We start from the raw sequence: 26,530 nt of genomic DNA, 5'->3' as shown, positions 1-26,530 counted from the left end.
TCAACAGCAGTGGCGGAGGAGCAGGCGGCGGCGGGGCCGGTTGATACTCCGAAACTATCGGTTGATATGCCACTGGTGCCCGCTTCAGGGGGTGCCGTCACTGTCCTGCACTTCAGATCCGATGCCGCCGCCGGCGGGCGGCGGTGCGTTCTGCAGTAGGCGGTACGTAGCACCACTTTTGAGTTCGGCGGAGGTGAAGGACTGGAGCCCGAAGTTGGTCACGTTAATAGGGCTGGTCACGGTGATGTTGTAGCTTCGCTGGTTCGCGGGGATATCGTCGAAGTGCGCGGTGTAGGTGCATACGCCCATGCCGTCGGGCTTCTGATCGATGGATCCGACTTCCAGTGGCGACCTCGCGGATGCGGAACCAGTGTCTCCGAGGATGACCACTGTGTCGCCCGGGGAGACACGATTGGCTCCGATGGTGCACTCGCCGGTTTCGGCCGATGCCAGGTTGGCTTCGCCGGTGACGGTTACCGTGGCGGCGAAGGTTTCCGGCACGTCGGTTGTGGTCGAGCAGCTCGTCAGGATCAACGCTCCTGCAGCTGCCCCTGCCGCGATCGGACCCAATCTCTGCCTCATATGCAGTCACGATAGACAGTCTGGGTTGGGGCCGTGGTTGGACTCCGATCAGAGTTGCAGGGGAGTCCGTTTGGCCCCCACCTGGAGTTCCGATTGGGGATCCCCTCGCGGAACTGCTGCCGAGGGAGGGCGGTTGTATCAGATGCATCATTGTTGTGCCTGATGTAACACGCGGGGCCACCTCGAATGCAGCGATCCGGTCCCGACTTGGTGGAAGCCACGACCAGCTGAATCGTCAGCTCTGAGCGGATGCGCGATGTTGCAACTACTGCAATGAATCCCATTTGACCCCTTCCGGATCGAGATCGGGTCGTTGGCCCTTGTACGAGGGGTGCCGGAGCCCTCCGGGCCCGTATTCGCGGATATCTATGTCGACCACCACAATCGGGTGGACCCACCGCACTACACCGTGCTGTTCCGCGGCCGCGGACTCAGCGACGATCGGGCTGGTGGGACGTTCGAGGGCAGCCAGTTGCTCACCGAGCTGCCGGCGCCCAGCCTGAGTGAAACCGGTCCCGACGTGCCCTACATACCGGAGTGCACCCTGGTCGTCGTAGGCGCCGAGCACAAGGGCGCCAACCATGTTGTGCTGCATCCCGCCAGCAGGAATCCACCCGAGAACCACGCAGCTCACCCGGGTACGGATCAACACCTTCCGCCACGCCCGGGTACGCTGACCGGGAAGGTACAGCGACGAAACACGTTTGAACACAGCACCTTCCATACCCGAGCTGCGAACCGCTTCGAGCATGACCATACCCTCGATGCCTTCCCAATGTGGTGGGATTTGGATCGGGAGGACAGCGCCCTGGAGTTGGTGGCCGAGGTCGGTGAGGGCGGCGCGGCGATCGAGGTACGGGGCACCCATCAGGTCGTCCCCGTCGAGCCGGAGCACATCGAACGGCAGGAAAATGACCGGTACCTGCCGGCGCAGGGCGGTGGTCGGGCGCAGGGTGTTCGCCCGCTTCTGCAGGCGTGCGAACGAAGGCCGACCTTGCGTGAGGGCGACGATTTCACCGTCGAAGACGATGCGCCCGTGACCACCGAATGCCTCGGTCAGCGCCTCGGTCACCTCCGGGTAGGAGGAAGTGACAACGTTGAGGTTGCGGGTCCACAGCACCGGATGCGCGCCGCCACCGACCCCAGCTAATAGGCGGAAGCCGTCGTACTTCATTTCGGCCGCCCAGCCGTCCATTTCCACCGGTGGTTCACCCGGTGTGGACAGCATCGGCGCGATCAGCCGATTCCCAGCTCCGCTCATCGGACGCTCCCGGTCTGGAGGGACCGCGGTGGATCAGGGCAGGCGTTCGTCCAGACGGGCCATCGCGGTGTCGGCGAGGTGCGCTGTCCACGACCCCAGCTCACGTGTGCCCACTCGCATCACGGTACCGGCGATCACGGCTCCCACCAGGGCCCCGAGGAGAAAACTGGCCGGGCCGAGCGCGGCCGCGGTGTAGTCCATCAGGATGCCGGCGCAGCTCACCCCGAGGATCGTCGCGACCACACCGGTCAGGAACACTGCGGTGGACGTCACCCGGCCCTGCGCACGCTGGAGCAGGCGCCGGATCTCGAACCGATCGCGGTCGGCAAGCATGAGTCCGTCGCGTTCGAGCAGATCCAGGTACCGGCGGAACATCCCCACGACCGGACTGGTGTCACCGTCATGCCCCGCGAGTTCCGTGCGCAGGGAATCGATTTCGCGTGTCACCGTGGGCAGCATCTCGCCTGGAAACGAGGTGCCCCACGTCGGAGGACGACCGATCACTGGCGGTCTCCGGTCGTCCGCGGCGATCCCGCCGTTACGGGCGACAGTTCGATCTCGGCCACAGTCATGGCCTTCAGGATCCCTCGTGCCAGCCAGCTTTCGATGCTCATGGAGTCCCCTTCTCGACGTGACACGAAATGGGGGACGTGTCATTTCCCCAGGTCAATTGCATGAGTTGACCGATGCTCCGCTCTCCCCTACTCGGGTTCGGCGCGGGGCTGGCCGAGACGGACGACCTCGGTACCGCCGGCGGGCGTCGCGGTGGCCGGGTCGAGCCGGACCGTTCGGCGGCGGGCGAGAGCGTCTTGGCTGAGCCCGGGCGCGAAGATCAGTTTCTTGCGTCGCGCGGTGCCGCTCTCGGTGGCTGGCGTGGTGGCGGCCAGTGGCAGCAGGTCCTCGCCGCGATGCAGTCGCGACGCCAGCGGCGGAGGGTTGTCCGCGGGGTTCATCCCCGTTCGTGAGAGGCGTGTGAGTTCGTTGACGCGGGCAAAGAGCACATCGGTGACCGCGGTGCGCCACGGTTCGTCGATGACACGGTTGGCGGGAACCGGGGCGTTGCGCTCGTTGAGGGTCATCTCTGCTCCTTGGGTAGTTGCACGGGTGGTCGTGGTCGACGAGCTATGCAGATGCGGCGAGTTCGGCCACCCGTTGCAGTCTCATCTCCGAATCACAGCGGCTACCAGACTTCGCCAATCAGTAAGACCGTGACCAGGGCGTGGTCTTCGCGGTTCACGATTGCCGTCGAGCTCCCGAGAAGGCTCTTGAGCAGTCCTGGGTCCTGGTGGACCTGATCGGTGAGGATGGTTGTGGTGTGCGAGGTGTTGACCGGGTGCGCATCGGCACCGAGTTCCTGGTGCATCGTCGACACCGCGGCGTCGAGCGCGTTCGTCAAGGCTTCCGGGATTGTTGTGGCCGTGGCCCACCCCCAGAAGGCGGCGCGTTTCATCGGTCGGTATCCATCGACTCGCCGCTGCAGAACAGACCGTTCACTGTTTTCCTCTCGTGAGACTGCGGGTGGTCAGGGCGGCAGCCCGCGGCTGTCGGGGTGCAGGGGCCCCCACTGGAAAGTCATGCACCCGCACACCCGCGGGGGCAGCGTACCCAGCGCCACCGACCACCTCGAGAACGTCGACGTGCAGTGCACCGATGCTCAGCCCCGCGGCGAGCGCCTGCGAACCGAGGGCGTACGTACGCGACCGCGGGTCGTAGACCGCCGGTGTGAGGTACCAACTGGTGCCGTTGGGCGTCCTGAACAGGCCCTCGAAGTACTTGCTGTGGCTGACACCGGTGTCCAGGTCGACGGTGGTGTCGTCGGTAGCGCAGCGGACCGAGACCAGCGCGAACAGGTGTGCACCGGTACCCGGTTCGGCCAGATCCTCGAACGGAGTGATCGCGGCTCCGCGGTCGGGGTGGTGCGGGGAGGTATGCACGTGGCCGACGACCTGAACTTCCCGGCCGTCGATCAGGGCGTGGTAGTCGCGGCGAGGGGTGCGTGTGTCGTTGCGGTCAGGCATCGGTGGCCTCCTCGAGAAGTTGATCGATCCGGACTGTCCTGCGGCCGCGGCGGTGTGCGCGGGCGAAGTTGTTGTACACGCGGGCGCCGAGTCGTACCTGGCCGAGCATCCGGAAGATTCGCCAGTCGGCCAGATAGCCGGCGTCGCGTGCGTCTTGTTTCGCCGTGGTGATCTGGTGGCCGAGCAGTTCGATGATGCCGACCAGGTCCTCTTTTGTCCCTGGCCAGCCACATCTGCCGGGTGATGTGGCCGTTCCAGGGTTCGACGCGGGGGCGGTTGTCCCAGTCGGGCGGGAAATACTCGTTCACCGTTCCGCCTCCCCCGCTTCGGTGTTCGCTTCGACGTCCATTGCGGGGTCCTTTCAACTGGGCAGGTAAGGCTTTCGGATGTGTGTCAGGCCGCTGCGGCGACCTCTCGGATCGGGTGCGAGATGAAGATGTCGAGGAGGTCGATCTCGGTCTTGGAGTCGTCGGCGAGGCGGACGGTCGCGAACCGCGAACCCGCCTCGTCGCGGTGGTATCCGTGCACGCCGACGATGCGGTCGCGGGGGTGGTCCGGGGTAATGGCTTCGGCGAGGGCGTGGGACATGAGAACTCCTTGTCGGTGGGATTACTGGGGGTCTGCGGGTCAGTCGCGCGAATTCGCGTTCAGCTCTGCCGCAATGGCGGCGTCGCTCGCGGACTCCGCCAGTTCGCACAGGTCGAAGTGGTCCGCCAGAATTTCGTCTCCTTCTACCTCGTCGTCGAGGGCGACCGCGGCGATCTGTCCGTCTCGGATCACGATCGATCCCCAGTCGAGCTGGCGGGCTGCGGTGACGATGTCTGCGGTGATGACGGCGGTGCTGTCGTTCATGACGGTGACCTTCCGTGTCGGACTTACGAGAATGACATTACAGCGTGCCAATGTGATGTTGCAACACTTGAGTTAAGTCCCACAAAGAAACCCGGTTTAGTCCTCTACCCTTTTCGGGGTTCGTTCAGGACCGACACATACATGTCGACGTGGCCGCACGGGTTGTCCCATCGGTCACAGGTAAACCATTCGCCGTCCTCATGGAAGCGGTGTTTCTGCGGGATTCCCCGTGGGCCTTGGCAAGTGGTGCAGGTCCAGATCAGCGTGAGAGCACGGATCGCAGGGTAGGCGCCGCTGGTTCCCCACCCGCTGCGGTCGATCACATGAACGGTGCGGCGCGGAGTGTCGTGGTCGGAAGGTTTGGGCAGGTCATTTTCTTTCTAACGAAGGGGACGTGTCATCTATGCAGGTAAGAGCCCGGCACCGACGGGGCTGCGTCAGCCGGGCAGGACGCGTCTGCGAGCAGTTCGCCGGAAGGGGTCGTAGCGACCGCGTCACGGCGGTGAGCGGCGTCTCGGCCGCAAGAGGGTGCAGGAGTGCCGGTAGGGCCGTCTGCGATGCCCTGGAGGACTGCGCGGGCTGCTTCTGCGTCACCGCAGGCGCGATGCGCACCGTCGAGTCGAATGTTCTTCTCGACGCCTTCAGCCTGGGAGCGCTTCACCATGACGCATCCCCACCGCTCGGTGTCAGCCAGATGCAGGGGGTCAAGGCCGTGACGGTGGCAGTCGTACACGATGCGACTCTGATCAAATGATGCGTTGTAGGCGAGTACGACCCGGTCCGCGGTGACCGCTGCGAGGGCGGAGAACACGGTGGGCCAGTCTGGAGCGCCGATGAGCTGGGCGGCACTGATGCCGTGTACGGCTGCCGCCGCGGGGTGAATCTGCACGTCGCCGGGATCGACGAGGGTGTCGAGGAGGACGGCGCCGGTGGCCGCGTCGATGACGGCCACCTCGAGGATCGATCCGTCGAGGTCGCTGGTCTCGGTATCGAGGATGACCGCATGGCCCGGGGCGAGCATGCGCGTCGCCCATTCCCGGGGGCCGTTCTCTGCTGCGGTCATCGTCTCCTCCTCGGTGGCCATCGTGACGGCACCCTCCGACATGCAGTTCGGGGTCATCGGGATGCCTTCACCTCCTCGACGACGGTCACCCACTGGTCGGGGCTGTAGGGCACGGCGGCGGGGAATCCGTCGGTGACGATGGCGACGTGCACAGTGGTGGTGTTGACGCGGATGATTTCGGCGACGGTGTAGTCGTAGAACTCGCCCGCGGTGAAGGGCTCTGGCCAGTCGGCATTGCGTTCGCGCACGACGTCGCCGGGGCGCAGGTCCAACACATTGCGGCCCTGGACGAGTTGATTGGTCATGATTCCCCCTTGATTGCTGGCATTACTGGCATTGCTGTTCAGCGCTCGGCGAGGCTGGCGGCCGTCCATCCGTCGACGAAGTCGGACATGATCTTGCGACCGAGCCCGTCGCCGACGGTCAGGCCTTCGAGAGCGCGGCGCACTACCGCACTCAGGGCAGGAGAAAGGGTCTCCCCCTCCGCGTGTGCGGCGCGTCCGACCTCGACGAAGTCGACGGGGCGCAATTTGGACGGATGGGTGATCCATCCGCCGTCAGGCGTGGCGTACGGCTCGGGCACCACTGGCAGCAGTACTACCGATGCCCGCGACCGCGTGACCACGGTGTAGACACCTGGGCGCACGGTCCACGCGACCAGGTCTCCCTTCGCGAACTCGATCGGACGGGTATTCAAATATGCCGCCTGCGTCATTTCGCACCGTCTTCCCTTGGCGAGGTCTACCTTCCAGCAATACCTTACAGCGTAATAATGTATTGTTGCAAGCATGAAGAGATACCACATGTCCCAGACAGGCACGCTGGCGTTACATCCTCGAGCTGTAGGGTCTAGCGCATGGAACCCCCGCGTCACCGGACGCCCGACTGCAGGCCGCCCTGCACCGGTAAGTCGTCATCGTTCACTCGGCCGTACGTCTGCGATTCCGCGATCCAGGCCATTACCTACCCGGAGATCTGAGATGGCCAACCCGAACAGGCTCACCTCGCAGGAGTGCATCGACCTGATCAAGGCCGAGTCCGGCACCGAGATCTCCGCCTCGACGTGGCGCTCGTATGTCGCCCGGGGGCAGGCGCCGGCCCCGGTCGAGAAGATCGGGCGAACGCCGCTGTGGAAGCGCGGCGAAGTCATCGAGTGGGCCAACAACAGACCCGGACAGGGCGCGCGCACCGATGTGCAGAAGCCTCGGCGCCGACGCTCAGAGTGATTGACATTCGCCCCATTCGATGTCACTGAAGTCAGGATTTTGCCCTGAGCTGCACAGATGACATGTCCCTGCCCCGCCGGCTATCTCCCGACCCCAGAACGCCCCCATCCTCACTGAGAGGACGGGGGCGTTTCGGCGTTCGGCGACTCTGCCGCTAGACGATTCTCCGAAGTCGGATACCGGAGTGACCCCGGTGACTCTTCGATGTCCCGTTGGGAGTCAGAGCGGAGGGGACATGCCATCTTCGCAGTTCAGGCTTCTTTTGCCCTGTGATCGAGGTGGCGCGCCTCGGGCACCGTCAGTCACGTGTCCGGACTGGAAGTGAATCGATGCCACTGATGAACGCGGAGAGCAGCAGTTCCGGTTCGCCCACCGCGTGGAGTGCGGGATGGGCGGTGAACAGTTCTTCGAGCATGACGCGCAGCTCCAGCCGTGCGAGGTTCATACCCAGGCAGTGGTGGATGTCTTTCGCACCGAAACCGAGATGCTTGCCGGCGTTCGCCCGGGTGATGTCGAACCGGCCCGGACCGTCGAAGATGCGTTCGTCGTGGTTCGCGGACAGATACCACACGACGACCTTGTCCCCCGCCGCGATATGGGCGCCGCCGAGCTCGGTGTCGACGGACGCGGTGCGCCGCATGTAGGGCACCGGGGAGGCGAAGCGGATCACCTCGTCGATCGTGTTGTCGATGTGGCCGGCGAAATCGGCGAGCAACAGTTCTTTCTGGTCGGGGTGCTCGCTGAGCAGATGCAGCGCCCAGGCCAACGCTTGCCGGGTGGTGTCGAAACCCGCCGTGATCAGAAGGATGACGAAGGAACCGAACTCGGTCGGTGTGAGGGTCTCGCCGTCGACCATCGTCGACACCAGCCGGGACGTCAGATCCTCGCCGGGATCCGCCTTGCGTTTCTCGCCCAGTTCGAGGGCGTATCCGTAGATCTGGCCGAGGCCGGCCGCGCCGCCGGGTGCGGTGACGAACTCCTGATCACCGCCTCCGGCGATGACGTCGGCCGCCGCGGCCAGGATCATCGGCCGGTCGCTCTCCGGGATCCCGAGCAACTCGCAGATCACCTGCACCGGTAACCGGGTCGCGACGTCGGGGACGAAGTCGAACTCGGCATCTCGGGGTAGGTCCGCGGCGATCTGCGCAGCGTAGCCGCGCACCCGCTCGGCGATGCCCCGCACCGAGGCCGCGGTGAACGCCGATTGCACGATGCCGCGCAGACGTCGGTGACGGGGGTCGTCCATGGCGATCATCGACATGGCGAACTCGAGGATCTCGGCCGGGACGTCGTCGATGGTGAAGCCCTTGGCCGAGGAGAAGACCTCCGGGTTCCGGCTGACCGCCACCACGTCGTCGTATCCGACGACCGACCAGAAGCCCGGACCGGCTGTTTCCGTGTGGAACTCGATCGGCGACCGCTGACGAAGCTCCTCGAACATCGCGCGGCGGCCCGCGAAACTGCGGTCCCAGAACGCGCGTGATGCGGGCGAGATGGTCTTTTCGGATGCAGAACCCGTCACCGGTCCCCCTCGGTCGGTCGTACATTTGTCTGCGACCCTACTGGGGAAACAGTGGTTTCGGCGGTGTCGTCGACACGAACGGAGCGCCTCAGAAGTGGTTGAGCTGGGACACGATCATCGCCGTGGCCGAGCTCGAGAGGCTGAGTTCGGCCCACATCTTTTCACACCGGTTAGGCCACACTCATCGGGCATCGTCGCAGGTCAATAGCTATCATCCAACGGTGCTCCGGCGGTGTGCCGGCGATGAATTGGGGAGGATCGACCTGTGACGTCGAGGGTTCGGCTCGGTGACCTGGGAGAGGTGCGCGATCATCCGTTGGGGGTGACCCAGGCGGGGTTTCGGGCCGGATTGACCCAGTCCGAAGCGTTCGCCAGAGGTCGCGGCCCGTTTCCCGGTGATGCCGAGAACGTCCGGTCCGAGCGTGAACTGTTCGTCACCGCGCCGGACGACGAGGTGCTCGCGGTGGCGACGATCACCGGGGTCCGCGAGCACGACGGCGAACTCGTCGTCGACGGAGACCTGGTTGTCGATCACGAGCGTGTGGGGACGAGGCTGCTGATACGCACTCCGGCCGAGAACGTGTTCTCCTGCGCGGACGAGGTATCGGCGTGGGCGGGCTCGGTCGAGCGGGCTCGGTGGGTCTACGTGCGGGCGCTGGTCGAGGTCGCAACGGTCAAGACGGCGTCCTACGACCGACGGCTCGCGAGTGCAGATCCCGCCGCCGACCCTGAGGTGACCTTGGCGACTGCCGACGAGACGATGCAGGTGGTTCCCCGGTACGTGATGATCCACCGCAGCGGAAAGCTGCGTCTCGGTGGGCCGTACGCCGACACCGCGGACTGGGACGGCCACGTTGATCCCTGGACGGATTACGGGTACGTCGATTGCCTGCGCCTCGACGACGTCCTGGGCACCAGCGGCGATCTCGATATCGACGTAATGCGGTCACTCACGTCGCGGGCCGCTGCCGCGGAACTCCTCGAGTCCTTGGGCTGGGACAAGGTCATCCGCCGGTTCGTCGACGCCCGCACCCCTGCGAAGTAGTTCACCGGGAAGCCCAGTTTGCGCGTTGACCTGCCGTGATGACACGTCCCCCCGCACATCTGGGGTCCAGACGACTCGGCTGACGCGATCCTCGCCCACCACATGACGAAGCCCCAGCCTTGGGAGGGCTGGGGCTTCGTTATTCCAGGTCAGGCCTGACGCAGTTCCCTGTATGCAACCGTCCGGGTGGTAATCGTCTCGCTGAGGTCGGTGACCGTCGTGGCCGGGGTCGTCGGGGTGGCGGCCTGTGCGGTGACTAGACGCTCGATTCGCCCTGCGGACTGTTCTGCTCGTTCGGCACGCTCGGCGTCGAGCTGTGCAACGGCATCCGCGGCGGCGAGTTCGGCCGACAGCTGCGTTACTGCGGCGGCCGCGTCCCGCAACGCCTGAACTGCATCGGCGATTCGGGCGCACGACAGCACGTAGGTCTGGTCGTCCTCGGGCGCAAGGGCGCCGTTACCGGATTCGCCCGCCGCGGTGATGGCGTCATGCAGCTCTGTGGCCGCGAGAACCCGGGAGCCGATGTCCCAGATAGCCGCCCGCAGGTCCACGTCGGTGAACAGACCTTCTCGCCACGCGCGGGAATCCTTGATCGTTTCGACGGTCAGGACAGCGTCACTCATGAGGGCGCGCACCTCGTGAGGTGCAGCGGCCAATTGGTTGCCGGTGATCTCGTTGGGCTTTCGCTTGTTCCTCACTGCACCGAGTGCTGTCACGGCGCCCACTGCAGCGACCCCAACGAGGAATGTCGCCGTGGTTGCGCCGGCCAGTGTCCAGAGAGCGTCGGAATGCTCGCTAAGGAAGCTCACCTCGACGTCCGCGAAGGCTGCCAGCGCAACCGTTGCCCCGGCAAACAGCAGCGGGATCGCCGTCAGAATGGTTCCGCCGATCGAGAGCAGGACGACGCCGAGCAAGACGCTCAGTAACCCGTCTTCCGCTGGGCGGGCCGGCGGCGGTTCGGATTCCTTCAGGACGACCGTGGACCAGTCCAGGGAGGTCGCCGCGATGCTGTTGTCTTCATTCATCCTCTTCCGCCTCCGTGTCCTCGCTGCGCCAGCATGCGGTCAGATACCTGCAGTCGGCTCTCTTCTCGGTGTAGCCGCCATTTCTGGGCGCCCGCAGCACCAGCAGCTATCACCATGACAGCAGCCATGAACACAATCGCAACGGTCGCGCCGAGGTCGTCCGTCGTGGTCTCAGGCGACCGTTCCCCGGCGCTCATGCTGGCCACCAGCATCAGCACGCCGAATTGGGCAATGGATCCGCCCATGAGCCACACGAGTCCAACCAACAGCGGCGGCATCCAGTGACGGCGGTCGGGGCGGCCGGACGCGGCCCGCAGCTCGTTGTCCAACGACCATGCGCGGCGTTTCGAGTACAAGCTCGCGAGCGCGAAGACCGTACCGACCAACACAGTTACCGCAAAGAAGGCGAGGATGGTTGTGGCGGACAGTCGTGCGCCGAAAAGCCCTGCCACCCCGGAGTAGAGGAACAGCAGGCCGTAGAGGGCCACGAGCGACATGGCTGCGACCGTCGCCTGGTTCTTGGATCGATCCCCGTCACTCCAGCTCCGCACGACCCCCAGCAGCGGATACAGCGCCCCGCCCAGAAACGCCGCCCCCAGAGCGAGCATTGCAACGATCAGCATTCTTGTCTCCTCCCTAGCAAGACCGGGCATGAGTTGCCCGGTGGGCAATGTAGCGCGGCATACCCACATTTCTCGGTCATGCCGACTTCTGATGCAGGCCAATGTGGTCGAGACCTCCAACGGCAGCGATTGCTGCGAGACGCTGCAGCTGCTCGCCCATGCTGCGGCTGCCGGCCAGCGGAGTGCGGGCGTGCGGCCATACGGCGGTGACGATCCGGCTGTAGTCCCGCCCCGCCAGCACGACGACGTCCGGGGCGCCGAGGAGTCCTCGGTCAGCGGCCTGGGCGTGGACGGTGTCGGCGGTGACGGAACCCGGGCGGCCGAGGCGCATCTCGTACGGGGCGACGACTGTGTCGAGGTCGAGCAGGCCGTGCAGTCCGGAAAGTATGTGGATGCGCTCGAGAGGTGCCAGTCGGCGGGCAGCCTCTTGGCAAAGTCGGTGGTAGGAGCCGGTATAGAGGGCTCCAGCGGGGGCTGGCTCGCCGCGTTTGCGTCCACCGCACGGCACGATCACCAGAGGCGAGGCCGCCGTCTCCTCGGTGACGGGGACGACGCCATGCGCGGGGACCACTGCGACGGCCGTGTCGTAGGCGATGTGGTCGGCGAGGGTCCATGTCAGCCATTCCCACCCAGGTCGTCGGTGCAGGCCTGTGACGCCGCGGTAGTGGGCTTGTGTGAGGAACGGCGTGTGCCATAGCAGCAAATCGGTATTCGGCAGACGCATCTCAATATCGTCGTGACGACGGAACAGGGTCGTGGTTGGGCCGACGGACAGCGGGATGCCGCCGTACTGGCCACCACCTTTGGGGCCGATGCCGGGGCGGGAGAAGATCAGGCCTACTTCGAGAACCAGGTCCTTGCCCGGTTCCGGCGGGGTGAGAGTGGGGTCGTTGTAACTGAAGTGCGGGCGAATCATTGGGGGCATGGCGGAGTCCTTCCGGGGGCGGCGACGGCGGGAGGCCCGGGATGTTCCGGTTTTCCGCGACGTGCTTGGGGTCTGCTCTGGAGTGCGCACTACACGGCGGGTTCGAGGTCCTCGAGCTTGGCGCGGGTGACCACTGTCTGGTCCTGGCCGCGGAAGGTTTCGTGGTCCTTGACGGTGGCGCGCAGGATCCGCACCCGCTGGCCGGGCTCGAAGTCGCGCAAGCCTGTGGCGAACCACTTGACCAGCCGGTTTCCCTCGGTCCGGAGAACCAGCAGGGTCTTCGCGCCGTAGTGGCCGGGAATGATGCGGGAGACGGTGACGGTGGCGTCGAGGTCGGTGACCTTGGCACCCTTCGGGGCGACGAAACCCGGGGCGATGGTGGCGCGTGCAGCCTCGTGCTGCTGCTGCCGGGCGTAGACCGCCACCAGTGAGGCGGCGATACAGACCGACTTCGCCGAAACGTAGTCTCCGGCGAGGAGGACCCGCAGGTTCATCCCGTAATCGCTGGCCTGGTCGACGGTCTCGACGGAGGCCAGGACGGCGTCGATCAGCTCGGGCTGCTAGGTCCGGATCCGGCGGGCCTCGGTCACCCCTTCTGTGAGTTCGCGGCGCAGCTCCTGGTTGCGGATGAACTGCAGTCCCCACACCGCGGTCGCGATGGTGTCTGCGGTCGCGCGGATCTCGAGGTCGCGGGCCCGGGCGCGGGAGATGTAGCCGCGCCCGCCCTCGGAGAGGCCAGCGCGACGGCGATGGTGTCGAGCTTGTGCAGCGACCGATCTCCACGGGTTACCGGTTCGCCCCACTCCTCGCCGCCCAGGGTGGGAAGGTGCTCGTCCAGGTCGAATTCGAGGGTCCACAGCCCGGCGACCTTCACGCCGAGGAACAGGGTGATGCAGCTGGCGCCGACCTGCTTGATCTCGCCGGTGTCGGTGTGGCGCAGCACGTACAGCATGGCGCGGCGGCGGAACTTGCCGCAGTAGTCGCAGTGCGGGGTGTCCGGGCGACTCCAGCCGTCCAGGTTCTGGCCCGGTGCGCAGAAGCTCACGTAGCCGGCTTCCTCCTCGACCAGGCGGGCGACGAACACCCAGCCGTCGAATCCGATCCGCGGGGCGGACAGGTCCAGACGCACGCGTTCCTGTGCGGTGGTGATGTGAGGGCGTTGGTCTCCTCGCGGGTGTAGGGGTCGAGGACGTAGGTGAACCGCTCGGCGATGTTGTTGCGCGCCAGGCGTGCATTCGCTTTGTCGATCTGCGCCAAGGCCTCGTGCAGGTTGGTCATCGGCAGGTCATACATGGCGGCTCCCCCCCGTTGTCTTCGTGGTTCATCAAGAACCACCTTACAGCGTCACGATGTTATGTCAAACCTTGGGAAGTGTCTCCGCGCGGAGCGAGAAGTTCAACAGGTCAAACCGGCAGGGCGGCCGGGGTGGCGCCTAGATAGCGAAATACCCGCCGGCACAGGTCGTGCCGACGGGCAAAGCGCTGGAGCGAATCCCGATCAACGAGCTGGTGGCGGCTCGTCGATATCGCGTTCACCTGGGCAGACGACACGTCCCCTGACATGCCGCAGCGGCGAGCTCCTCGGCGTAGCGGGGCTCGAAAGTCGGATTGAGTCCGTTCGCTGCCCAGTAGTCGGGCTCAGGGTGCGCAGAGCCGATGATTCCGCCGGCGATGCAGGCGATGGAGTCCGAGTCGCCGTTGCTCGTCGAGGCCCAGGCGAGGGCCTGGGGGCCAGTCAGCGCGGGAGCGTCGCCGCCCGAGGCGGTTGCCATGTCGGCGACCAGGAGAGCCAGGGCTGCGGCGCTGGCCGATTCCCAGCCTTCACCAATGCCGGCGCACGGGTCGCCGTAGCTTGCCGGCTCGACATCCTGCAGTCGGTCCCGGCTGTCCGCGGCGCGCATCAGCGCGTCGGCCACGTCGTCATTCAAGCCATCTACCAGGAACGATGACACGTCCCCCGTGATCGGGGCGAGGACATCCTGCAGGTAGGGGTCCTCGGTCCAGGTGCTGGTGCCGTTGTAGATCTGTGCGGCAGTCGTGAGGGCATGTTCGAGGTACCGGCCGCGCTGGGCCGGGGCGTGGCGGGTGGCATCGGCGAGCAGCAGCGCCGGGACGACGGCCCGGGGGTGCTTGTGGGTGATCACGGCCTGCAGAGCGGTCAAGCCAAGCCAGTAGGGATCGGGGGCGAATGCGGTGGGGACCAGGCGCATCACGGCCCCGCAGCCGGCGGACTCGACGGCCCCGTCCCTGTCGTACCAACGGGCGCCGGCCCGTAGATTCCTCAGGGACTTCATGCAGGTGCGGCCGGGCGCGCGAGTGTTGTCGGGGTCGACCTGCCACAGGAAGAACTGCCGGGTGATGGCGTCGGTAACTGCTTCGATGTCGTCGAAATCGGTCACATCGGCCAGAGCGTGGTGTACGGCGAGGGTCATCTGAGTGTCGTCGGATTTACCGACCGCAGACCTCCGAATACACCTTTGGCCTGCGCTTATTCGTAACGTACATGTGCGCAAGGAGGTCGCGGGGCGATTTCGGCGTGTTGTTGGTGATCTTGTTCGCCTGCCGCTTTCGCTGCGTCGACGACGGCTCTGGCCGTCGGATTGGTGTAGAGGAACGTCCGGGAGACGCCCTATTGACTGAACTAATACGAAAGTCTTCCCAGTTCAACGGGCATGTAACGGCTTCTTGCATTACTGTCTCCGCTCATGATCGGAGACGGTGAGCCCGAGCGGGATTTGGCCCAATTGCTGGTTCCTCGGTCGGGTCGGCTGGAGGCGACGGGCAATCGGTACGAGCCCTATCAGCTGCTTGATCCTGATGGGGTGCCCGTGGTGGCGGTCACCGCCTACTTCCGGGATCTGCTGGCCTCGGGGCGAGCGGAGTCCACGCTCCGTTCGTATGGGATGGATCTGCTGCGATGGTTCCGGTTCCTGTGGTCCGACACCGGCGTCGCGTGGGACCGGGCGACTCGGGTCGAAGCCCGTGATTTCTGCAGATGGATGCAGGTCGCAGGGAAGCAGCCTCGCCCGCATTGGCGCGCGTCTGGAGCGGCCCTGTCATCGAAACCGGCTCGTGGTCAAGCCTTCGCGCCGTCGGTGCGTGCGCATTCCGAAACGGTGCTGCGCTCGTTCTATGACTTTCACCGAGATGCGGGCACCGGGCCGATCATCAACCCGTTCCCGCTGGACCGGTCCCGCCGCGCCGGTCGGGCGCACGCGCACCACAATCCCATGGAGCAGCACGGCAACGAGCGCAGCGGGCGGTATCGGCCCAAAGTGCCCCGCCGGGTCCCGCGCAGCGTCCCGGACAGCGAGTTCAACGAGATCTTCGCCCGGCTGCCGTCGCATCGTGACCGGGCACTGATCGCCTTCTACGTGTCAACGGGGGCGCGGGCGTCGGAGTTGCTGTCGACCACGCTGGCGGGAGTGGATCCAGGGCGGCAGTTGATCACGGTGGTGCGCAAGGGAACCCGCGAGTTGCAGGAACTGCCGGCGTCCACGGACGCGTTCGTGTGGTTGCGGCTCTACCAGGTGGAGATGGCCGATCTGATCCCCAAGGGACGCAGGCAGCCGCTGTGGTGGACGCTGCGACGTCCTGCCCGGCCGCTGACCTATCACGCCGTGCACCGCATGTTCGAGCGAGTCAACCAGCAGGCAGGCACCTCGGTGACGTTGCATGCCTTGCGGCACACGGCGACCTATCGGATGGCCGAGGACCCGGCCTTGCCGCTGACCGATGTCCAATTCGTCCTTGGTCATGCTCAGTTGACCACGACTCAGATTTACCTGACGCCCCGCAAGGAGGATGTGATCCGGCGGGTGCTGGCCCACCACGCCGAGCAGACTCGGCGGGCGGTTGAGCGGGCCCGCCCGGCCCCGGCGCCCGGCTACCGGCCGGAGACGCTGGACGCCCTGTTCGGCAATGGCGTGTCGTGACCGCCACAGTTGATGAAGCGCGCCTACTGGCCGGGAGACCGCCGACAGGGCGGGACGCGGCCCGCATTCGTTTCCCGGCCCGGCCTTCTCCGGGGACCTGGCCGGCCACCGGTCAAAGCCGCGACGCGGTGTGGGATCGATTGACCCGCGCACCTTTTGTGGTGGACAACGCCCACACCCAGAAGATCCGCCTCCGAGGGTTGACGTTTCTGCTGGACTGGTTGGAGGCCCAGCCGGGCGGGACCTGGCAGGAGCGCTGGCTTGCCAGCGGAGCCGACTCCGCAGGCGCGGGATGGCGCAAGATCCCGGCCCGATGGCTGCAGGAGCACGGCCTGGTCGCCGAATGGCGGTTGGAAGCGCTGACCTCGGCGTTGTTGGTGGCGATCAGCGCAGATCTCGTGCGCCCCGCGCTGGGTTGGCTGGTGGCCAAAGCGACAGGCCCGGGAAGCCTGGTGCGTCACCTGGCACAGACGCGTGACCCCGACGGGTTCGCCAGGCTGCGGATCCTGTGCGACGCGGATCCCCACGTCTCCTCGATCGCCAACAGCCACACCTTGTATCGCGCCGCCGAGATCATCGCGGCCAAGGGTGGCCTGCTGGCCGACGTCACCGTCGGGGACGTCCTGGAGTTGCTGGACGTCGAACTCGACACGCTGGCATCGGTGTCCGGGGACGCCGCCGTGTTCTACCGGCTGCTGCGCACGGCAGGTGTCGTCGGCCCAGACTCGCCGTCGACGCTGCGGGAGGTACGGGGCACCGCTGGACCGCGCACACCCGAGGAACTGATCGACCGATACGGCCTCGTCTGCCGTCCGATCCGTGATGTGCTGGTGGACTATCTGCGGGAGCGTCAGCCGTCGCTGGACTACTCCAGCATGGAAGGCCTCGCGTGCGCGTTGGGGGCGCGATTCTGGAAGGACTTGGAGATCCACCATCCCGGCATCGACAGCCTCCGCCTGCCCGACGAGGTCGCCGCCGCCTGGAAACAACGACTGCGCACCAAACAGAAGACGATTACGGCGAAGACCGGGGAGAAGGTCACCGTCGACGTCCCACGGCTGAACTATCGGGAGTGCCTGATCCCGATCCGGGCGTTCTACCTGGACTTGGCCCAGTGGGCCGTCGACGACCCGGGCCGCTGGGCCCAGTGGGCGGTTCCCTGCCCCATCAAGGAAGAAGAGGCGAACAGGCGAAAGCTCCAGCGGCACCGCAAATCCCGTATGGATGCCCGCACCCGGGAACGGCTACCCGTTCTGCCGACCCTGGTGCGCACCGTCAATGAGCACCGCAAAGCAACCGAGATGCTCCTGCAGGCAGCCCGCCATACCCAGCCTGGGGAGCCGTTCACCGCAGCCGGGCAGACACTGATCCGCTCCGTCACCGGCCACAAAGCCATCCGCGGCAAGGTCTGGGCGGAGGACCCCGTCACCGGCAAGCGACGCGACCTCGAACTCGAAGAAGATCACGCCTTCTGGGCCTGGGCGATCGTTGAAGTTCTGCGGGCCACCGGCATCCGGGTCGAGGAGCTGCTGGAACTCTCGCACCACAGCTTTGTGCAATACCGCCTTCCCACCACCGACGAAATGGTGCCGCTGCTACAGATCGTCCCATCCAAGACCGACGAGGAGAGACTCCTGTTGGTCTCGCCGGAATTGGCGGACGTGCTCAGCGCAGTCATCCACCGGGTCCGCGACCACACCGGCAAGATCCCACTGATCGCCTCCTACGACTGGCAGGAATGCGTATGGCTGCCACCGTCGCCGTTGTTGTTCCAGCGCCGATTCGGCGCCGAGCGCCGCAGGATCAGCCCCGACGTCGTTCGCGACATTCTCGCCGCCGCATTGGTCCGCACCAGACTTACCGACCCGTCAACTGATGAGCCATTGCGATTCACGCCCCATGATTTCCGAAGGCTGTTCATCACTGACGCGATCATGAGCGGGCTGCCACCGCATATCGCCCAGGTGATCGCCGGCCACCGCGACATCAACATCACCATGGGCTACAAAGCTGGGCGGATTCCACTAGTCGTGGCGAATCATCGGGTAATCGTGCAGGGGCCACCATCGTCGCACAGCCTGGTTCGGAGTGAGGTCATTCAGGCATAGCCTCGGACGGTCGTTGAGTTCGGTGGCGACCTCGTCGAGCTGGTCTTGGGTCCAGCAGCTTAGGTCAGTTCCCTTCGGGAAATATTGCCGCAGAAGCCCATTCGTGTTTTCGTTTGATCCCCGCTGCCACGGCGAGTGGGGATCGGCGAAGTAGATCTTCAGGCCGGTGGCGGCCGCGATACGCTCATGGTGAAACATCTCGTTGCCCTGGTCCCAGGTAAGCGACCGACGCAGCGAGACGGGCATCTGCGTGAAGCGCTCGATGAGAGCATCCCCGACGACTTGCGCGGAGTGGCCACCACGGATCGCGACCAGGATGGTCAATCGCGTCTTGCGCTCGACGAGTGTCGCGATCGCCGATCTCTGGCCGGCGCCGATGATGAGGTCACCCTCGATATGCCCTACCTGACGACGTGATTCCACGTGGGCTGGCCGTTGCGCGATGGGCGTCATATTCGTTGATTGCTTGAGCGAACCGTCCCGGGATCGTCCGCGGCCACGGCGCCGGCGATAAGTCCGGCCGGTGCGCAAAGACCCGCCAGTCGCAGCCAGGACCAGTCCGCGGTACACCGCTTCGTAGATCGTCTCAACGCACACGTGCCACGCCGTGCGGCGTGGGTAACGTCGCCGCAGCCACCGGCTGATCTGCGCCGGTGACCAGCGCTTGCCGAGCTTAGCGGCGACGAGCTGACGCAGCGTGTCATCGTGGGTGAACACACGCACTTTCGGGCGTCGTCGACGCTGGTGTGCCTGGTTGTGGGCGTACCACGGTTGGTAGCGACCATCGGATTTTCGATTGCGTGCGATCTCCTTGTACACCGACTGGAAGCTTTTGCCGATGCGTTCCGCGATCGTCTTGACCGACTCCTGACGGGCCAGCCCGTCGGCGATCTCGATTCGGTCGTCTTGGCTCAAGTAACGGCTACTGATCGGACTCTCGACATAGGACATACTGCCAGCGTCGATGAACCACAACGACCCACAGCTGAGCGACACGCCGACCGTTGCTGCCGCCTTCGCTCCTGAGTGGCCTTGTCTGATCAGCTCGAAGTAGCGGCGCTTGTCCTCCTGTGGTGACGTGTTCCACGCATACCTGGGCATCGTAATCCTCTCGGGAAAGGATTCGCTTCGATCAGTGGAATCCGCCCTGTCTATCCGGACGAAGCCATCCAGTCTCATCTGGCGTTCCTTGCCCGACGGCGGGCCATGCGGCCCACCGAAGAATACCGCGTCCCCACCGATGCCGAATGGCAGGAATTCCTTGGCCACTTCGAGCGCCGCAAGGTCTCCACAGGAATCTGTGGGCGCGCGGTCGGAACACCATGTGTCCACGAGCACAGTTGCCTACGTTGCAGCATGCACTGGCCGGAACCCGGCCAACGGCAACGCATTGTCGAGATCCGAGACAATCTGATCGCCCGCATCGCCGAAGCCGAACACGAAGGCTGGCTCGGCGAAGTCGCAGGACTCCGGATCAGCCTCGCCGGAGCCAACGACAAGCTCGCCCAAATCGACCGGCGCTCGGACAACGACTCCGTCAACCTCGGCGTGCCGAACACGCAACGTCCGAAAACCTCACAAACGCACCATAATCCTTAGTTCAGAGAAGCCCGCGCGGCGGGCGACTGCGGCGGTGGTCACCGGGGTTCGTTCTCGGTGTAGCCGGGTGATGGCAAGGTGGACGCGGTCGACGGCGGCTTGGGCGTCGCGGCGGCGGTGCGAATCTGGGATGGGGCTTGGCTACTGCTCATGCGCAGGCTTCTCCCTCGGTTTCGTCGTTGTCGGCGATCGCGGTGTTGGTGAGGTCGGTGGCGCGGAAGGCGGTGGACCAGACGCGGTGGAAGTAGTCCTGGGGTTTGCGCAGGTCCAGCGCGAGAGCCTGGTCGAGCAGGCCGAGCCCTGCCAGGGCGTTCTCGAGTCCGTCGATGGCGCGGGCAGTAGGCGCGAAGTGCTGGTACGGGTAATTAGCGGTCGCATCGTCGGGGGCGCCCTCGGCGAGTTGTCCCCATTGCTCGCGTTTACGCCTCCAATACAGCGGGTCCGCCCCGGACAGGACGAATTTGTCGCAGCCCTGGCAGTTCAGCGCCCAGGGGCAGGCGCCGCCGTCGACGACGGGTTGGAAGGTGCAGAAGCCCGGCGCGCAGCTGCGGCTCGCCGGTGTGCACAGCAAACACCTTCGCCGCGGGGATCAGCTGATCTCCACCCGAGGGGTGTCCGATCCCGCAAGTCTTCCGGCATACCGAGGAAATCTACGAACGAGCGCAAACAAGGAAATCCGCTAGGAGCGCCAGTGCGGATCAAGCAGAAACCTAGGGATGACGCTGCTCACGGTCGAGAGCGCACATCAGCAAGTGCGCTCGAACCTGCTTCTTCTCACTCTTTTCGAGATGTCGATAGTCGATGTATGCGTGACCAGGTGCCCGCTTCTTTCCCGCTTCGAGAGGGGCATCCCTGTCGTCGATGGCTCGCGTGCCCGCCTTAGCCACTTCAGCAACCGAACACGCCCATACAGACAATGAAGTGCTTGGTGCGTTCCCGTTGTGCCATTCGAAACTCTGAGCGGCAGTCACGATGGAGCTGCGGGAAAAGGACGGTGCGCCTCGGTCTGCGTCCAGCGGGCCGAACGCTCCAACTCCCGGCAGCGCCTTTTTCGCATCCCAGAGATGTGCGGGGATCTGGCGATAGAGGAGTTCATCATCCGCAACGGTGTCGCCTGGATCGATTATGAACTCACCCTCGATTAGGGGAGAAAAATCCTCAGCCACGAACCGCCTCCACATCCGTATCATCAATGAACTTCTTGACCCCGTCAAGATTCTCTGTTGGCTCAACGGCAGAGGATTCGCCGTCGCGAGAGTATCTGTTCATCTCATAGACGCCGTCCGGCGACACTTCGATCGTAATCACCCTTTGGGGCGATGCCCATTCCAAACTCACTCCGCCATCCTCTGATGGATAGATCCCAGGAATCTCGCGGCCTATCTTCGCGACGTGACGCAATATTTCGCGTGCACCATCGATCGCAGAAAAAGCAACAGCTTCGCTGCTTCGCGCCTCGTCGTTCCAGCCCTCGGATAGTTGCGCAAGCTCGATGAACCGGCCAGACCACGGCTCGCCATCCACCTCAAGCACCTGAACTTTGGTTGCTTCGAGAATCCTGGAGATATCCTCACCAACAAAGCTCAGTCGCCCGAAAATCCTCACCACGGGCGACTTTTCGCTCGTTCCAAGGACCGCCTTCATATCGTCGAATATTTCGGGTTCTTTGAACTTTCCATTCACCTCCCTGCCGTCAAGCAGAAGAGTGAATTTGGATTCAAGTCCATTCAACGCAACCAGTCGGGCTACCACCCATCCCGACTCTTTTCTGCGTTCGATCGCCAGAGTCGGCGGTAGACTCACGCTCGTCGCAGCCTTATGTGCGGTGCGTATTTTATTCTGATACGAGGACGGGGTTACTCTGAGCGAGGAATTAGAATCATTGGCGACCGGGACTGACATAAATTCCCCATCGTCAAGCGACGAGCCGAATTCGCCAAATTCTTCTGTTGCCACCAGTGGATGCCATAGGTCAGGCGATTGATCGTTCAGGACCTCATTCAAGGCAGCCTCAAAATCGAGCCGTCCCTCCTCGTAGTACGAGTCGTAAACGGAAGTCTGAGGTCTTTCAAGCACCGAGGTAGCACTGCCGGGTCTGACCTCAGCAATCGTCAGCTCGAATGAGTCGTGAAAGTCCTCGGGAAGTTCCTTCCCGGGGTTTGCATCCAGCCACTTCAGCTCAGCTGCACGCAGGACGATGGCGACGTACCGTTGCAGCTCCGCTAAAGCACGCACCGGAAGGCGACCATCTTCGAACTGCTCACCATCCATCGTCAGCGTCGCGAATGGATCTGGGGCCGTTGTCATGCGGCGAGTGTACGGCGCCACCGCTGCGTCGTCACAACGTATCCGCAATAGCGGACGCGCAACCACTCGAACGGTAGATCACTGCGCCTTCCATTCACCGATGAACGTCGGTCTACGCGAGGTACCGAGTTGTATATCGCGTGAATGACACAGGTGCACCGTCCTTCTCGCCGCCCGTGTCCGGTCGGCGTGTCAGCGCACCCAGCAGCGAACACGTGGCGCGAAGGAAGTAGCGTCACGCTCGATCCGGGTCAGCGATCGGGCGGGCGAGGAACTCGAGGGGGACCCATGACGGCGTATCGATCCCGGCTCCGGCACAAGGCCACGCGGACGCTTGTGCGCGTGGCCTTGTGCGCGACCGTCGGCACCACTGCGACCGTGCTCTGCGCGCCCACAGTCTGGTCGGCTCCGACCGACTCCTATGCGGTCACGGCGACGATCCCGGTCAACGGGCTGGCAGAAGGCATCGCCATCTCCCCGGACGGCTCACGGGCCTACGTCACCCACGGCGACGACGGCGCGGCCGGGCAGTTGTCAGTCATCGACACCGCCACCAAAACCGTCCTCAACACCCTCGCGGTCGGGAACTTCCCCGTCGGCGTCACCGTCTCCCCCAACGGCCAGACCGTGTACGCCGGCAGCAACGGGGACGACACCGTCTCCGTCATCGACACAACCACTTTCGCCGTCACCGCAACGATCCCCGTCGGCGACGGCCCACTCGGCGTCACCATCACCCCTGACGGGACCAAGGTTCTCGTCGCCAGCCAGTTCGACGGCCACCTCACAATCATCGACACGGCAACCAACACCGTGAGCAGCACACTCGCACTGGGAGGAACGACAATGTTCCTCGCCGTCTCCCCCGACAGTCGAACCGCCTACGTCACCGACAGTTCCGGCAACGCGATCGATGTCGTCGACATCCCCACCGCCGCGGTGACTGCCCGAATCCCTGCCTCCGGATCACCACTTGATATCGACATCACCGACAACGGTTCCACGCTGTGTGTCACCGGGGTGGACGGGTTCAGCACTGGATCGGCGTCCATCATCGACACCGCAACCCGGAGTGTCACCGCAACCATTCCCGTTGCGGCAGCCGCCGGCGGCATCGACGTCGCACCCGACGGACACACCGCCTACATCGCCCACAGCACCCCCACCAACGCAGTCACCGTCATAGACACCGCCACTCGAACCGTCACCGCCACCGTTCCCATCACCGAGAACGGCCAACTCATCGCCGTCACACCCAACAGCGCCGACGCCTACGTCACCAGCCAATCCGACACCGTCTCCGTCGTCTCCAACACATCGGCGCCCACCGACCCGCCGACCACCACACCACCCACCCTGCCCGGCACCGGGTCACTCGGAACCATCTTCGGGAGCTGACCCGCGCCGAGACCACGAAAGAGACCCTCCACGTCCGCGAACCCTCCCCACTGGGTCCGGCAACGACTGCATTGCCAACCTGAGGTACTCCGGCGCCGCGGGGGAAGCATCGGTTCGCGGCGTGGGTCTCGATGCCGTCGTGCGGCCGCCCGCGGAGACTCGAAATCGACCGAGATCCGCGAAGACAGTCCCGCCGCGGTCCACCCGGTGATCCGGCTCATCACAGGTCGCCGCACGCCTCGACGAGAAGTGCCGCGCCCAACCAGGGGCGAACAGACCGGCCCCTCCCAGCGTGCCCCGTCGAGGCGACCCTGCGAGCGGCAACCCAGTCAGCACACTCGGCGTCATTGGCGCGCCGCACCGTCGCACAGTCTCGGGGTGCGAACTCGTGTCGGCCATGTCCTCGAAACCGCTGCGAGCCAATACAAATAATCCCTTAGGGTTATAGCCACGGGATAGGGCACCGTCACCGGCGAGAGCCGACCGGGTCCAGCACGGTTGCACCGATACAAGACCCGCCGGGCCGCGTCTGTTCCTGCATCAATACCTGCGGAGGTCACGGCGCCTACTGGTCACTTCCACCATTCCCGCCTGCGATGCGGGACAACAATGTCGTCGAAGGGTGTGGTGTCACCGGCATCCCACCGGCGACGCCCCTCCGCGAGGCGACGGACAGTACGGCGACGCTCGCGACGGAGATCACGAGCATGACCCTCACCGTCGTGGCACAGCGAGCACGAGCAAATCCCGGTGCCCGTGTACGCGAGTGCCCAGACGCAGTTCGTTGCGGACAACCAGGCCCGACCTCCCTGATACCGGTCAGGGAGGTCGCAGACGTCATGGCAGTCGGCGTGCCACGGTTCAACGGAAAGTTCGCCACGGTGAAGACGAACCCAGACAGGAGAATGTGCTTCGGTACGGGACAAGGCGGTGCCTTTCAGCGCTCATGCGCCCCGGCCCGCTACCCTCGAATGAGGACGGACCGGGGCGGCGATTGCTGCACCGCATCCCTCGCCCGCCGAAGCGGGCGTCGCCATCCACAAGAACTCATGCCGCCCATTCTGGCATCCACCTACGACAGACCCGACCAGACAGCACCCGCCCGCCAAACGGGGCGACAGTTCTCGGCACCGACGCTCACCCAGCAGGTGCCAGCGGAACTCCCATCGGCCCCTCGGTGCACACTGTCGACCAGCGCTCGTGAGCAACCTCCCGTACCAGCCGCACCGATCGTCCGCCCGCGTTCATGGCTGTGACACCGGCGCGCTCATCTTCGGTGAGCCTGGCTTCGAAGAGACAGGCAAGGGTTCGGCTACTGAACGTCCGTCGGATTGAGAGAACCCGGCAACCCGGAGTCGGTGGGTCACGCTCAAGAGTGGACACCACTCGGTTCAGCCGCCCACAGCCGGCAACTTTGCCGCAGCCTCATGGAAGGCACGCACGATTGCGGCCGAAATCCGACCACGGAAGGACACTTCACGGCCCTCCCCGATCGCCCACTCGCGAATCTCCTTGGCCGTCTTCTTAGCCGGAGCCGTGCCCGCCGCCGCTCCATCCACCGGAGCCTCCTTCTCGACGACCTTCTCCACGGCTGCCTTCTTCGCCGGAGCCTTCTTCGTGGCCGTCTTCTTCGCCGGCAGCGTTTTTGCCTGAGCCTTCGTTGCCTGAGCGTCATGGAAAGCTTGCTCGATCTCGGCCGAAATCCGGCCGCGGGGAGACACTTCGCGACCCTCTCCGATCGCCCACTCGCGAGTATCCTTGATCGTCGACACCGCCGGAGCCTTGCCCACCGCCGGAACCTTCGTGGCAGCAATCTTCTCCGCGGCCGTCGACTTCGCCCCAGCCGTCTTCGCCGGCGACTTCCCCGCAGACGCCTTCTTCGCCGGAGCCTTCTCCGCGGCCGTCTTCGCCGGAGCCGTACCCGCCGCCGCTCCCTTCACCGGAGCCTCCTTCTCGACGACCTTCTCCACGGCCGTCTTCTTGGCAGCCGTCTTCTTCGCAGCCGTCTTCTGCCCTGTCGTCTTCTGCCCTGTCGTCTTCTGCCCTGTCGTCTTCTGCCCTGTCGTCTTCGCCGGCACCGTTTTTGCCTGAGCCTTCGTTGCCTGAGCGTCATGGAAAGCTTGCTCGATCTCGGCCGAAATCCGGCCGCGGGGAGACACTTCGCGACCCTCTCCGATCGCCCACTCGCGAATATCCTTGGTCGTCGTCACCGCCGGAGCCTTGTCCACCGCCGGTACCTTCGTGGCGACAATCTTCTCCGCGGCCGTCGACTTCGCCCCTGCCGTCTTCGCCGGCGACTTCCTCACAGTCGCCTTCTTCACAGCCGTCTTCTTCGGCCCGGTCGTCTTCGCCGGAGACTTCTTGGCGGCCGTTTTCTTCGCGGGAGCCTTCCCCTCGACTATCTTCTTCGCGGCCGCCTTCTTCGCCGGCGCCGCTTTTGCCTGAGCCTTCGTCGCCTGAGCGTCACGGAAAGCTTGCACGATCTCGGCCGAGATCCGGCCGCGGGGTGACACTTCGCGACCCTCGCCGATCGCCCACTCGCGGATCTCCTTGGTTGTCCCCTTCGCCGAACCTTGGGAAATTCTCGGTGATACCGCCATCGTGCTCTCCTTCTACGTCAGGGCAATCGTCGAACGCACACAGTAACGGCAGGCTCGTCCCGCAAAGGAGGAAGCTCACCGAACTAACAATTCAACGTCTCAAGACATTGTCCATGTGGGCAGACCACACACGATCCTCGTCGAGCTCAAATCACATCGCACCGAGCTTCATGCAGGACGAGCACGACTCAACCCGACAGGGACCATTCTCCACCGAAATCCCGAAATCGCGTCGGCAACTGCGGCATTGAAGTTGTCGATATTGTCGAATTCGGTGTTCACGATGCCGAGCAGGGTGTGGTGTGCGCCTGACGGCCCACCGCCTTCTCACCGAAGACTGTGCCGCAATTCCGGCGGTGCAGCGCCTCCCGGACTCGGGCCACAGCGGCACCGAACCTTACCTCGCGAAGTCCGCCCGCCGGCCACATCCCCAGCAGCCCGG

Annotated in this window: 31 protein-coding genes and 1 pseudogene; 8 read left to right on the top strand and 24 right to left on the bottom strand. The window is 64.9% G+C overall.

Annotated elements, in window-relative coordinates; genetic code table 11:
* Positions 1 to 84: 84 nt before the first annotated feature.
* The 6 genes from ROP_RS38415 to ROP_RS38390 all read right to left on the bottom strand — a co-directional run bounded on the left by ROP_RS38415 (position 85) and on the right by ROP_RS38390 (position 3,861).
* On the bottom strand, positions 85 to 534 hold the full coding sequence (locus ROP_RS38415; RefSeq protein ID WP_012686996.1) for a hypothetical protein: 450 nt from the start codon (positions 532 to 534) through the stop codon (positions 85 to 87).
* A 313-nt stretch (positions 535 to 847) separates the two neighbouring features.
* The gene (locus ROP_RS38410; protein ID WP_012686995.1) at positions 848 to 1,843 is read right to left on the bottom strand and encodes an ATP-dependent DNA ligase; all 996 of its coding nucleotides are present in this window, start codon (positions 1,841 to 1,843) and stop codon (positions 848 to 850) included.
* A 33-nt stretch (positions 1,844 to 1,876) separates the two neighbouring features.
* Complete coding sequence (locus ROP_RS38405) at positions 1,877 to 2,290, bottom strand: hypothetical protein (protein ID WP_148222659.1); 414 nt, start codon at positions 2,288 to 2,290, stop codon at positions 1,877 to 1,879.
* Between the two features lie 254 nt (positions 2,291 to 2,544).
* Positions 2,545 to 2,922: a hypothetical protein gene (locus ROP_RS38400; RefSeq protein ID WP_007297360.1), complete on the bottom strand. Its 378-nt coding sequence runs from the start codon at positions 2,920 to 2,922 to the stop codon at positions 2,545 to 2,547.
* A gap of 101 nt (positions 2,923 to 3,023) precedes the next feature.
* Complete coding sequence (locus tag ROP_RS38395) at positions 3,024 to 3,293, bottom strand: hypothetical protein (RefSeq protein ID WP_007297359.1); 270 nt, start codon at positions 3,291 to 3,293, stop codon at positions 3,024 to 3,026.
* A gap of 40 nt (positions 3,294 to 3,333) precedes the next feature.
* Positions 3,334 to 3,861: a hypothetical protein gene (locus ROP_RS38390; RefSeq protein ID WP_012686993.1), complete on the bottom strand. Its 528-nt coding sequence runs from the start codon at positions 3,859 to 3,861 to the stop codon at positions 3,334 to 3,336.
* 19 nt (positions 3,862 to 3,880) lie between these two features.
* Here ROP_RS38390 and ROP_RS43310 point away from each other — a divergent pair, with 19 nt between their 5' ends.
* A complete protein-coding gene (locus ROP_RS43310) occupies positions 3,881 to 4,105 on the top strand; it encodes a hypothetical protein (protein ID WP_158306530.1) in 225 nt (74 codons plus the stop codon).
* Between the two features lie 149 nt (positions 4,106 to 4,254).
* Here the strand turns inward: ROP_RS43310 and ROP_RS38380 are convergent, their stop codons facing one another.
* From ROP_RS38380 to ROP_RS38360, 5 genes are all read right to left on the bottom strand, one after another.
* A complete protein-coding gene (locus ROP_RS38380) occupies positions 4,255 to 4,449 on the bottom strand; it encodes a hypothetical protein (RefSeq protein ID WP_012686992.1) in 195 nt (64 codons plus the stop codon).
* A 39-nt stretch (positions 4,450 to 4,488) separates the two neighbouring features.
* Positions 4,489 to 4,713 (bottom strand): hypothetical protein, encoded by a 225-nt coding sequence (locus ROP_RS38375; RefSeq protein ID WP_012686991.1) that lies wholly within the window; start codon positions 4,711 to 4,713, stop codon positions 4,489 to 4,491.
* 397 nt (positions 4,714 to 5,110) lie between these two features.
* Positions 5,111 to 5,833: a 3'-5' exonuclease gene (locus ROP_RS38370; RefSeq protein WP_012686990.1), complete on the bottom strand. Its 723-nt coding sequence runs from the start codon at positions 5,831 to 5,833 to the stop codon at positions 5,111 to 5,113.
* On the bottom strand, positions 5,830 to 6,081 hold the full coding sequence (locus ROP_RS38365; protein ID WP_012686989.1) for a hypothetical protein: 252 nt from the start codon (positions 6,079 to 6,081) through the stop codon (positions 5,830 to 5,832). The genes ROP_RS38370 and ROP_RS38365 overlap by 4 nt, the downstream gene beginning before the upstream one ends.
* Before the next feature lie 38 nt (positions 6,082 to 6,119).
* Positions 6,120 to 6,491, bottom strand: coding sequence for a hypothetical protein (locus ROP_RS38360; RefSeq protein ID WP_043827316.1), 372 nt, complete (start codon positions 6,489 to 6,491; stop codon positions 6,120 to 6,122).
* 265 nt (positions 6,492 to 6,756) lie between these two features.
* On the opposite strand from ROP_RS38360, the gene ROP_RS38355 reads away from it, so the two are divergent.
* Positions 6,757 to 7,002 (top strand): helix-turn-helix transcriptional regulator, encoded by a 246-nt coding sequence (locus tag ROP_RS38355; RefSeq protein WP_005257276.1) that lies wholly within the window; start codon positions 6,757 to 6,759, stop codon positions 7,000 to 7,002.
* Positions 7,003 to 7,300: 298 nt separating this feature from the next.
* Here ROP_RS38355 and ROP_RS38350 read toward each other — a convergent pair whose 3' ends face one another.
* Positions 7,301 to 8,524 (bottom strand): cytochrome P450, encoded by a 1,224-nt coding sequence (locus ROP_RS38350; RefSeq protein WP_012686987.1) that lies wholly within the window; start codon positions 8,522 to 8,524, stop codon positions 7,301 to 7,303.
* Between the two features lie 265 nt (positions 8,525 to 8,789).
* Between ROP_RS38350 and ROP_RS38345 the strand changes: the two genes are divergently transcribed.
* The gene (locus ROP_RS38345; protein WP_012686986.1) at positions 8,790 to 9,569 is read left to right on the top strand and encodes a hypothetical protein; all 780 of its coding nucleotides are present in this window, start codon (positions 8,790 to 8,792) and stop codon (positions 9,567 to 9,569) included.
* 149 nt (positions 9,570 to 9,718) lie between these two features.
* Here ROP_RS38345 and ROP_RS38340 read toward each other — a convergent pair whose 3' ends face one another.
* The 6 genes from ROP_RS38340 to ROP_RS38315 all read right to left on the bottom strand — a co-directional run bounded on the left by ROP_RS38340 (position 9,719) and on the right by ROP_RS38315 (position 14,633).
* Entirely contained in the window at positions 9,719 to 10,594 is an 876-nt protein-coding gene (locus ROP_RS38340; RefSeq protein WP_012686985.1) for a hypothetical protein, read from the bottom strand.
* Positions 10,591 to 11,217, bottom strand: a complete 627-nt coding sequence (locus ROP_RS38335) for a hypothetical protein (RefSeq protein WP_012686984.1) — start codon at positions 11,215 to 11,217, stop codon at positions 10,591 to 10,593. Before ROP_RS38335 ends, ROP_RS38340 begins: the two co-directional genes overlap by 4 nt.
* 76 nt (positions 11,218 to 11,293) lie before the next feature.
* Entirely contained in the window at positions 11,294 to 12,142 is an 849-nt protein-coding gene (locus ROP_RS38330; RefSeq protein ID WP_231869120.1) for a DUF6884 domain-containing protein, read from the bottom strand.
* Between the two features lie 89 nt (positions 12,143 to 12,231).
* Complete coding sequence (locus ROP_RS44680) at positions 12,232 to 12,636, bottom strand: hypothetical protein (RefSeq protein ID WP_012686982.1); 405 nt, start codon at positions 12,634 to 12,636, stop codon at positions 12,232 to 12,234.
* 92 nt (positions 12,637 to 12,728) lie between these two features.
* Positions 12,729 to 13,271 (bottom strand): hypothetical protein, encoded by a 543-nt coding sequence (locus ROP_RS44675; RefSeq protein WP_012686981.1) that lies wholly within the window; start codon positions 13,269 to 13,271, stop codon positions 12,729 to 12,731.
* 402 nt (positions 13,272 to 13,673) lie between these two features.
* Positions 13,674 to 14,633: an ADP-ribosylglycohydrolase family protein gene (locus ROP_RS38315; RefSeq protein ID WP_419789319.1), complete on the bottom strand. Its 960-nt coding sequence runs from the start codon at positions 14,631 to 14,633 to the stop codon at positions 13,674 to 13,676.
* Between the two features lie 213 nt (positions 14,634 to 14,846).
* On the opposite strand from ROP_RS38315, the gene ROP_RS38310 reads away from it, so the two are divergent.
* Together ROP_RS38310 and ROP_RS43770 are read left to right on the top strand one after the other, a co-directional pair.
* A complete protein-coding gene (locus ROP_RS38310; RefSeq protein WP_012686954.1) occupies positions 14,847 to 16,076 on the top strand; it encodes a tyrosine-type recombinase/integrase in 1,230 nt (409 codons plus the stop codon).
* A 140-nt stretch (positions 16,077 to 16,216) separates the two neighbouring features.
* On the top strand, positions 16,217 to 18,184 hold the full coding sequence (locus ROP_RS43770) for a tyrosine-type recombinase/integrase (RefSeq protein ID WP_231869119.1): 1,968 nt from the start codon (positions 16,217 to 16,219) through the stop codon (positions 18,182 to 18,184).
* Here the strand turns inward: ROP_RS43770 and ROP_RS38300 are convergent.
* Positions 18,101 to 19,453, bottom strand: coding sequence for an IS30 family transposase (locus tag ROP_RS38300; RefSeq protein ID WP_050785269.1), 1,353 nt, complete (start codon positions 19,451 to 19,453; stop codon positions 18,101 to 18,103). The genes ROP_RS43770 and ROP_RS38300 overlap by 84 nt on opposite strands.
* Positions 19,454 to 19,540: 87 nt before the next feature.
* Between ROP_RS38300 and ROP_RS45345 the strand changes: the two genes are divergently transcribed.
* The gene (locus ROP_RS45345; protein ID WP_012686977.1) at positions 19,541 to 19,783 is read left to right on the top strand and encodes a hypothetical protein; all 243 of its coding nucleotides are present in this window, start codon (positions 19,541 to 19,543) and stop codon (positions 19,781 to 19,783) included.
* 148 nt (positions 19,784 to 19,931) lie between these two features.
* Here the strand turns inward: ROP_RS45345 and ROP_RS38290 are convergent, their stop codons facing one another.
* The 3 genes from ROP_RS38290 to ROP_RS42995 all read right to left on the bottom strand — a co-directional run bounded on the left by ROP_RS38290 (position 19,932) and on the right by ROP_RS42995 (position 22,090).
* Positions 19,932 to 20,354, bottom strand: coding sequence for a hypothetical protein (locus ROP_RS38290; protein WP_007299862.1), 423 nt, complete (start codon positions 20,352 to 20,354; stop codon positions 19,932 to 19,934).
* Between the two features lie 139 nt (positions 20,355 to 20,493).
* Positions 20,494 to 20,949: a hypothetical protein gene (locus ROP_RS43000; RefSeq protein ID WP_148222657.1), complete on the bottom strand. Its 456-nt coding sequence runs from the start codon at positions 20,947 to 20,949 to the stop codon at positions 20,494 to 20,496.
* Positions 20,942 to 22,090, bottom strand: a complete 1,149-nt coding sequence (locus ROP_RS42995) for a hypothetical protein (protein ID WP_039952581.1) — start codon at positions 22,088 to 22,090, stop codon at positions 20,942 to 20,944. Before ROP_RS42995 ends, ROP_RS43000 begins: the two co-directional genes overlap by 8 nt.
* A gap of 288 nt (positions 22,091 to 22,378) precedes the next feature.
* On the opposite strand from ROP_RS42995, the gene ROP_RS38280 reads away from it, so the two are divergent.
* The gene (locus ROP_RS38280) at positions 22,379 to 23,488 is read left to right on the top strand and encodes a beta-propeller fold lactonase family protein (protein ID WP_007299865.1); all 1,110 of its coding nucleotides are present in this window, start codon (positions 22,379 to 22,381) and stop codon (positions 23,486 to 23,488) included.
* 1,391 nt (positions 23,489 to 24,879) lie between these two features.
* Here ROP_RS38280 and ROP_RS38275 read toward each other — a convergent pair.
* Positions 24,880 to 25,698 (bottom strand): Lsr2 family DNA-binding protein, encoded by an 819-nt coding sequence (locus tag ROP_RS38275; RefSeq protein ID WP_050998686.1) that lies wholly within the window; start codon positions 25,696 to 25,698, stop codon positions 24,880 to 24,882.
* Between ROP_RS38275 and ROP_RS44670 the strand changes: the two genes are divergently transcribed.
* Entirely contained in the window at positions 25,685 to 25,933 is a 249-nt protein-coding gene (locus tag ROP_RS44670) for a hypothetical protein (protein ID WP_012686971.1), read from the top strand. The two genes, ROP_RS38275 and ROP_RS44670, sit on opposite strands and share 14 nt — an antisense overlap.
* A 26-nt stretch (positions 25,934 to 25,959) precedes the next feature.
* Here the strand turns inward: ROP_RS44670 and ROP_RS44665 are convergent.
* Positions 25,960 to 26,088, bottom strand: a pseudogene (locus ROP_RS44665) (Lsr2 family DNA-binding protein); the annotation flags it as partial.
* Positions 26,089 to 26,530: the final 442 nt, after the last annotated feature.

It is taken from the genome of Rhodococcus opacus B4, assembly GCF_000010805.1.
Classification (GTDB): Bacteria; Actinomycetota; Actinomycetes; order Mycobacteriales; family Mycobacteriaceae; genus Rhodococcus_F; species Rhodococcus_F opacus_C.
Note: the sequence above shows the minus strand (reverse complement) of the source record. Positions and strands in the feature narration are given on the sequence as shown.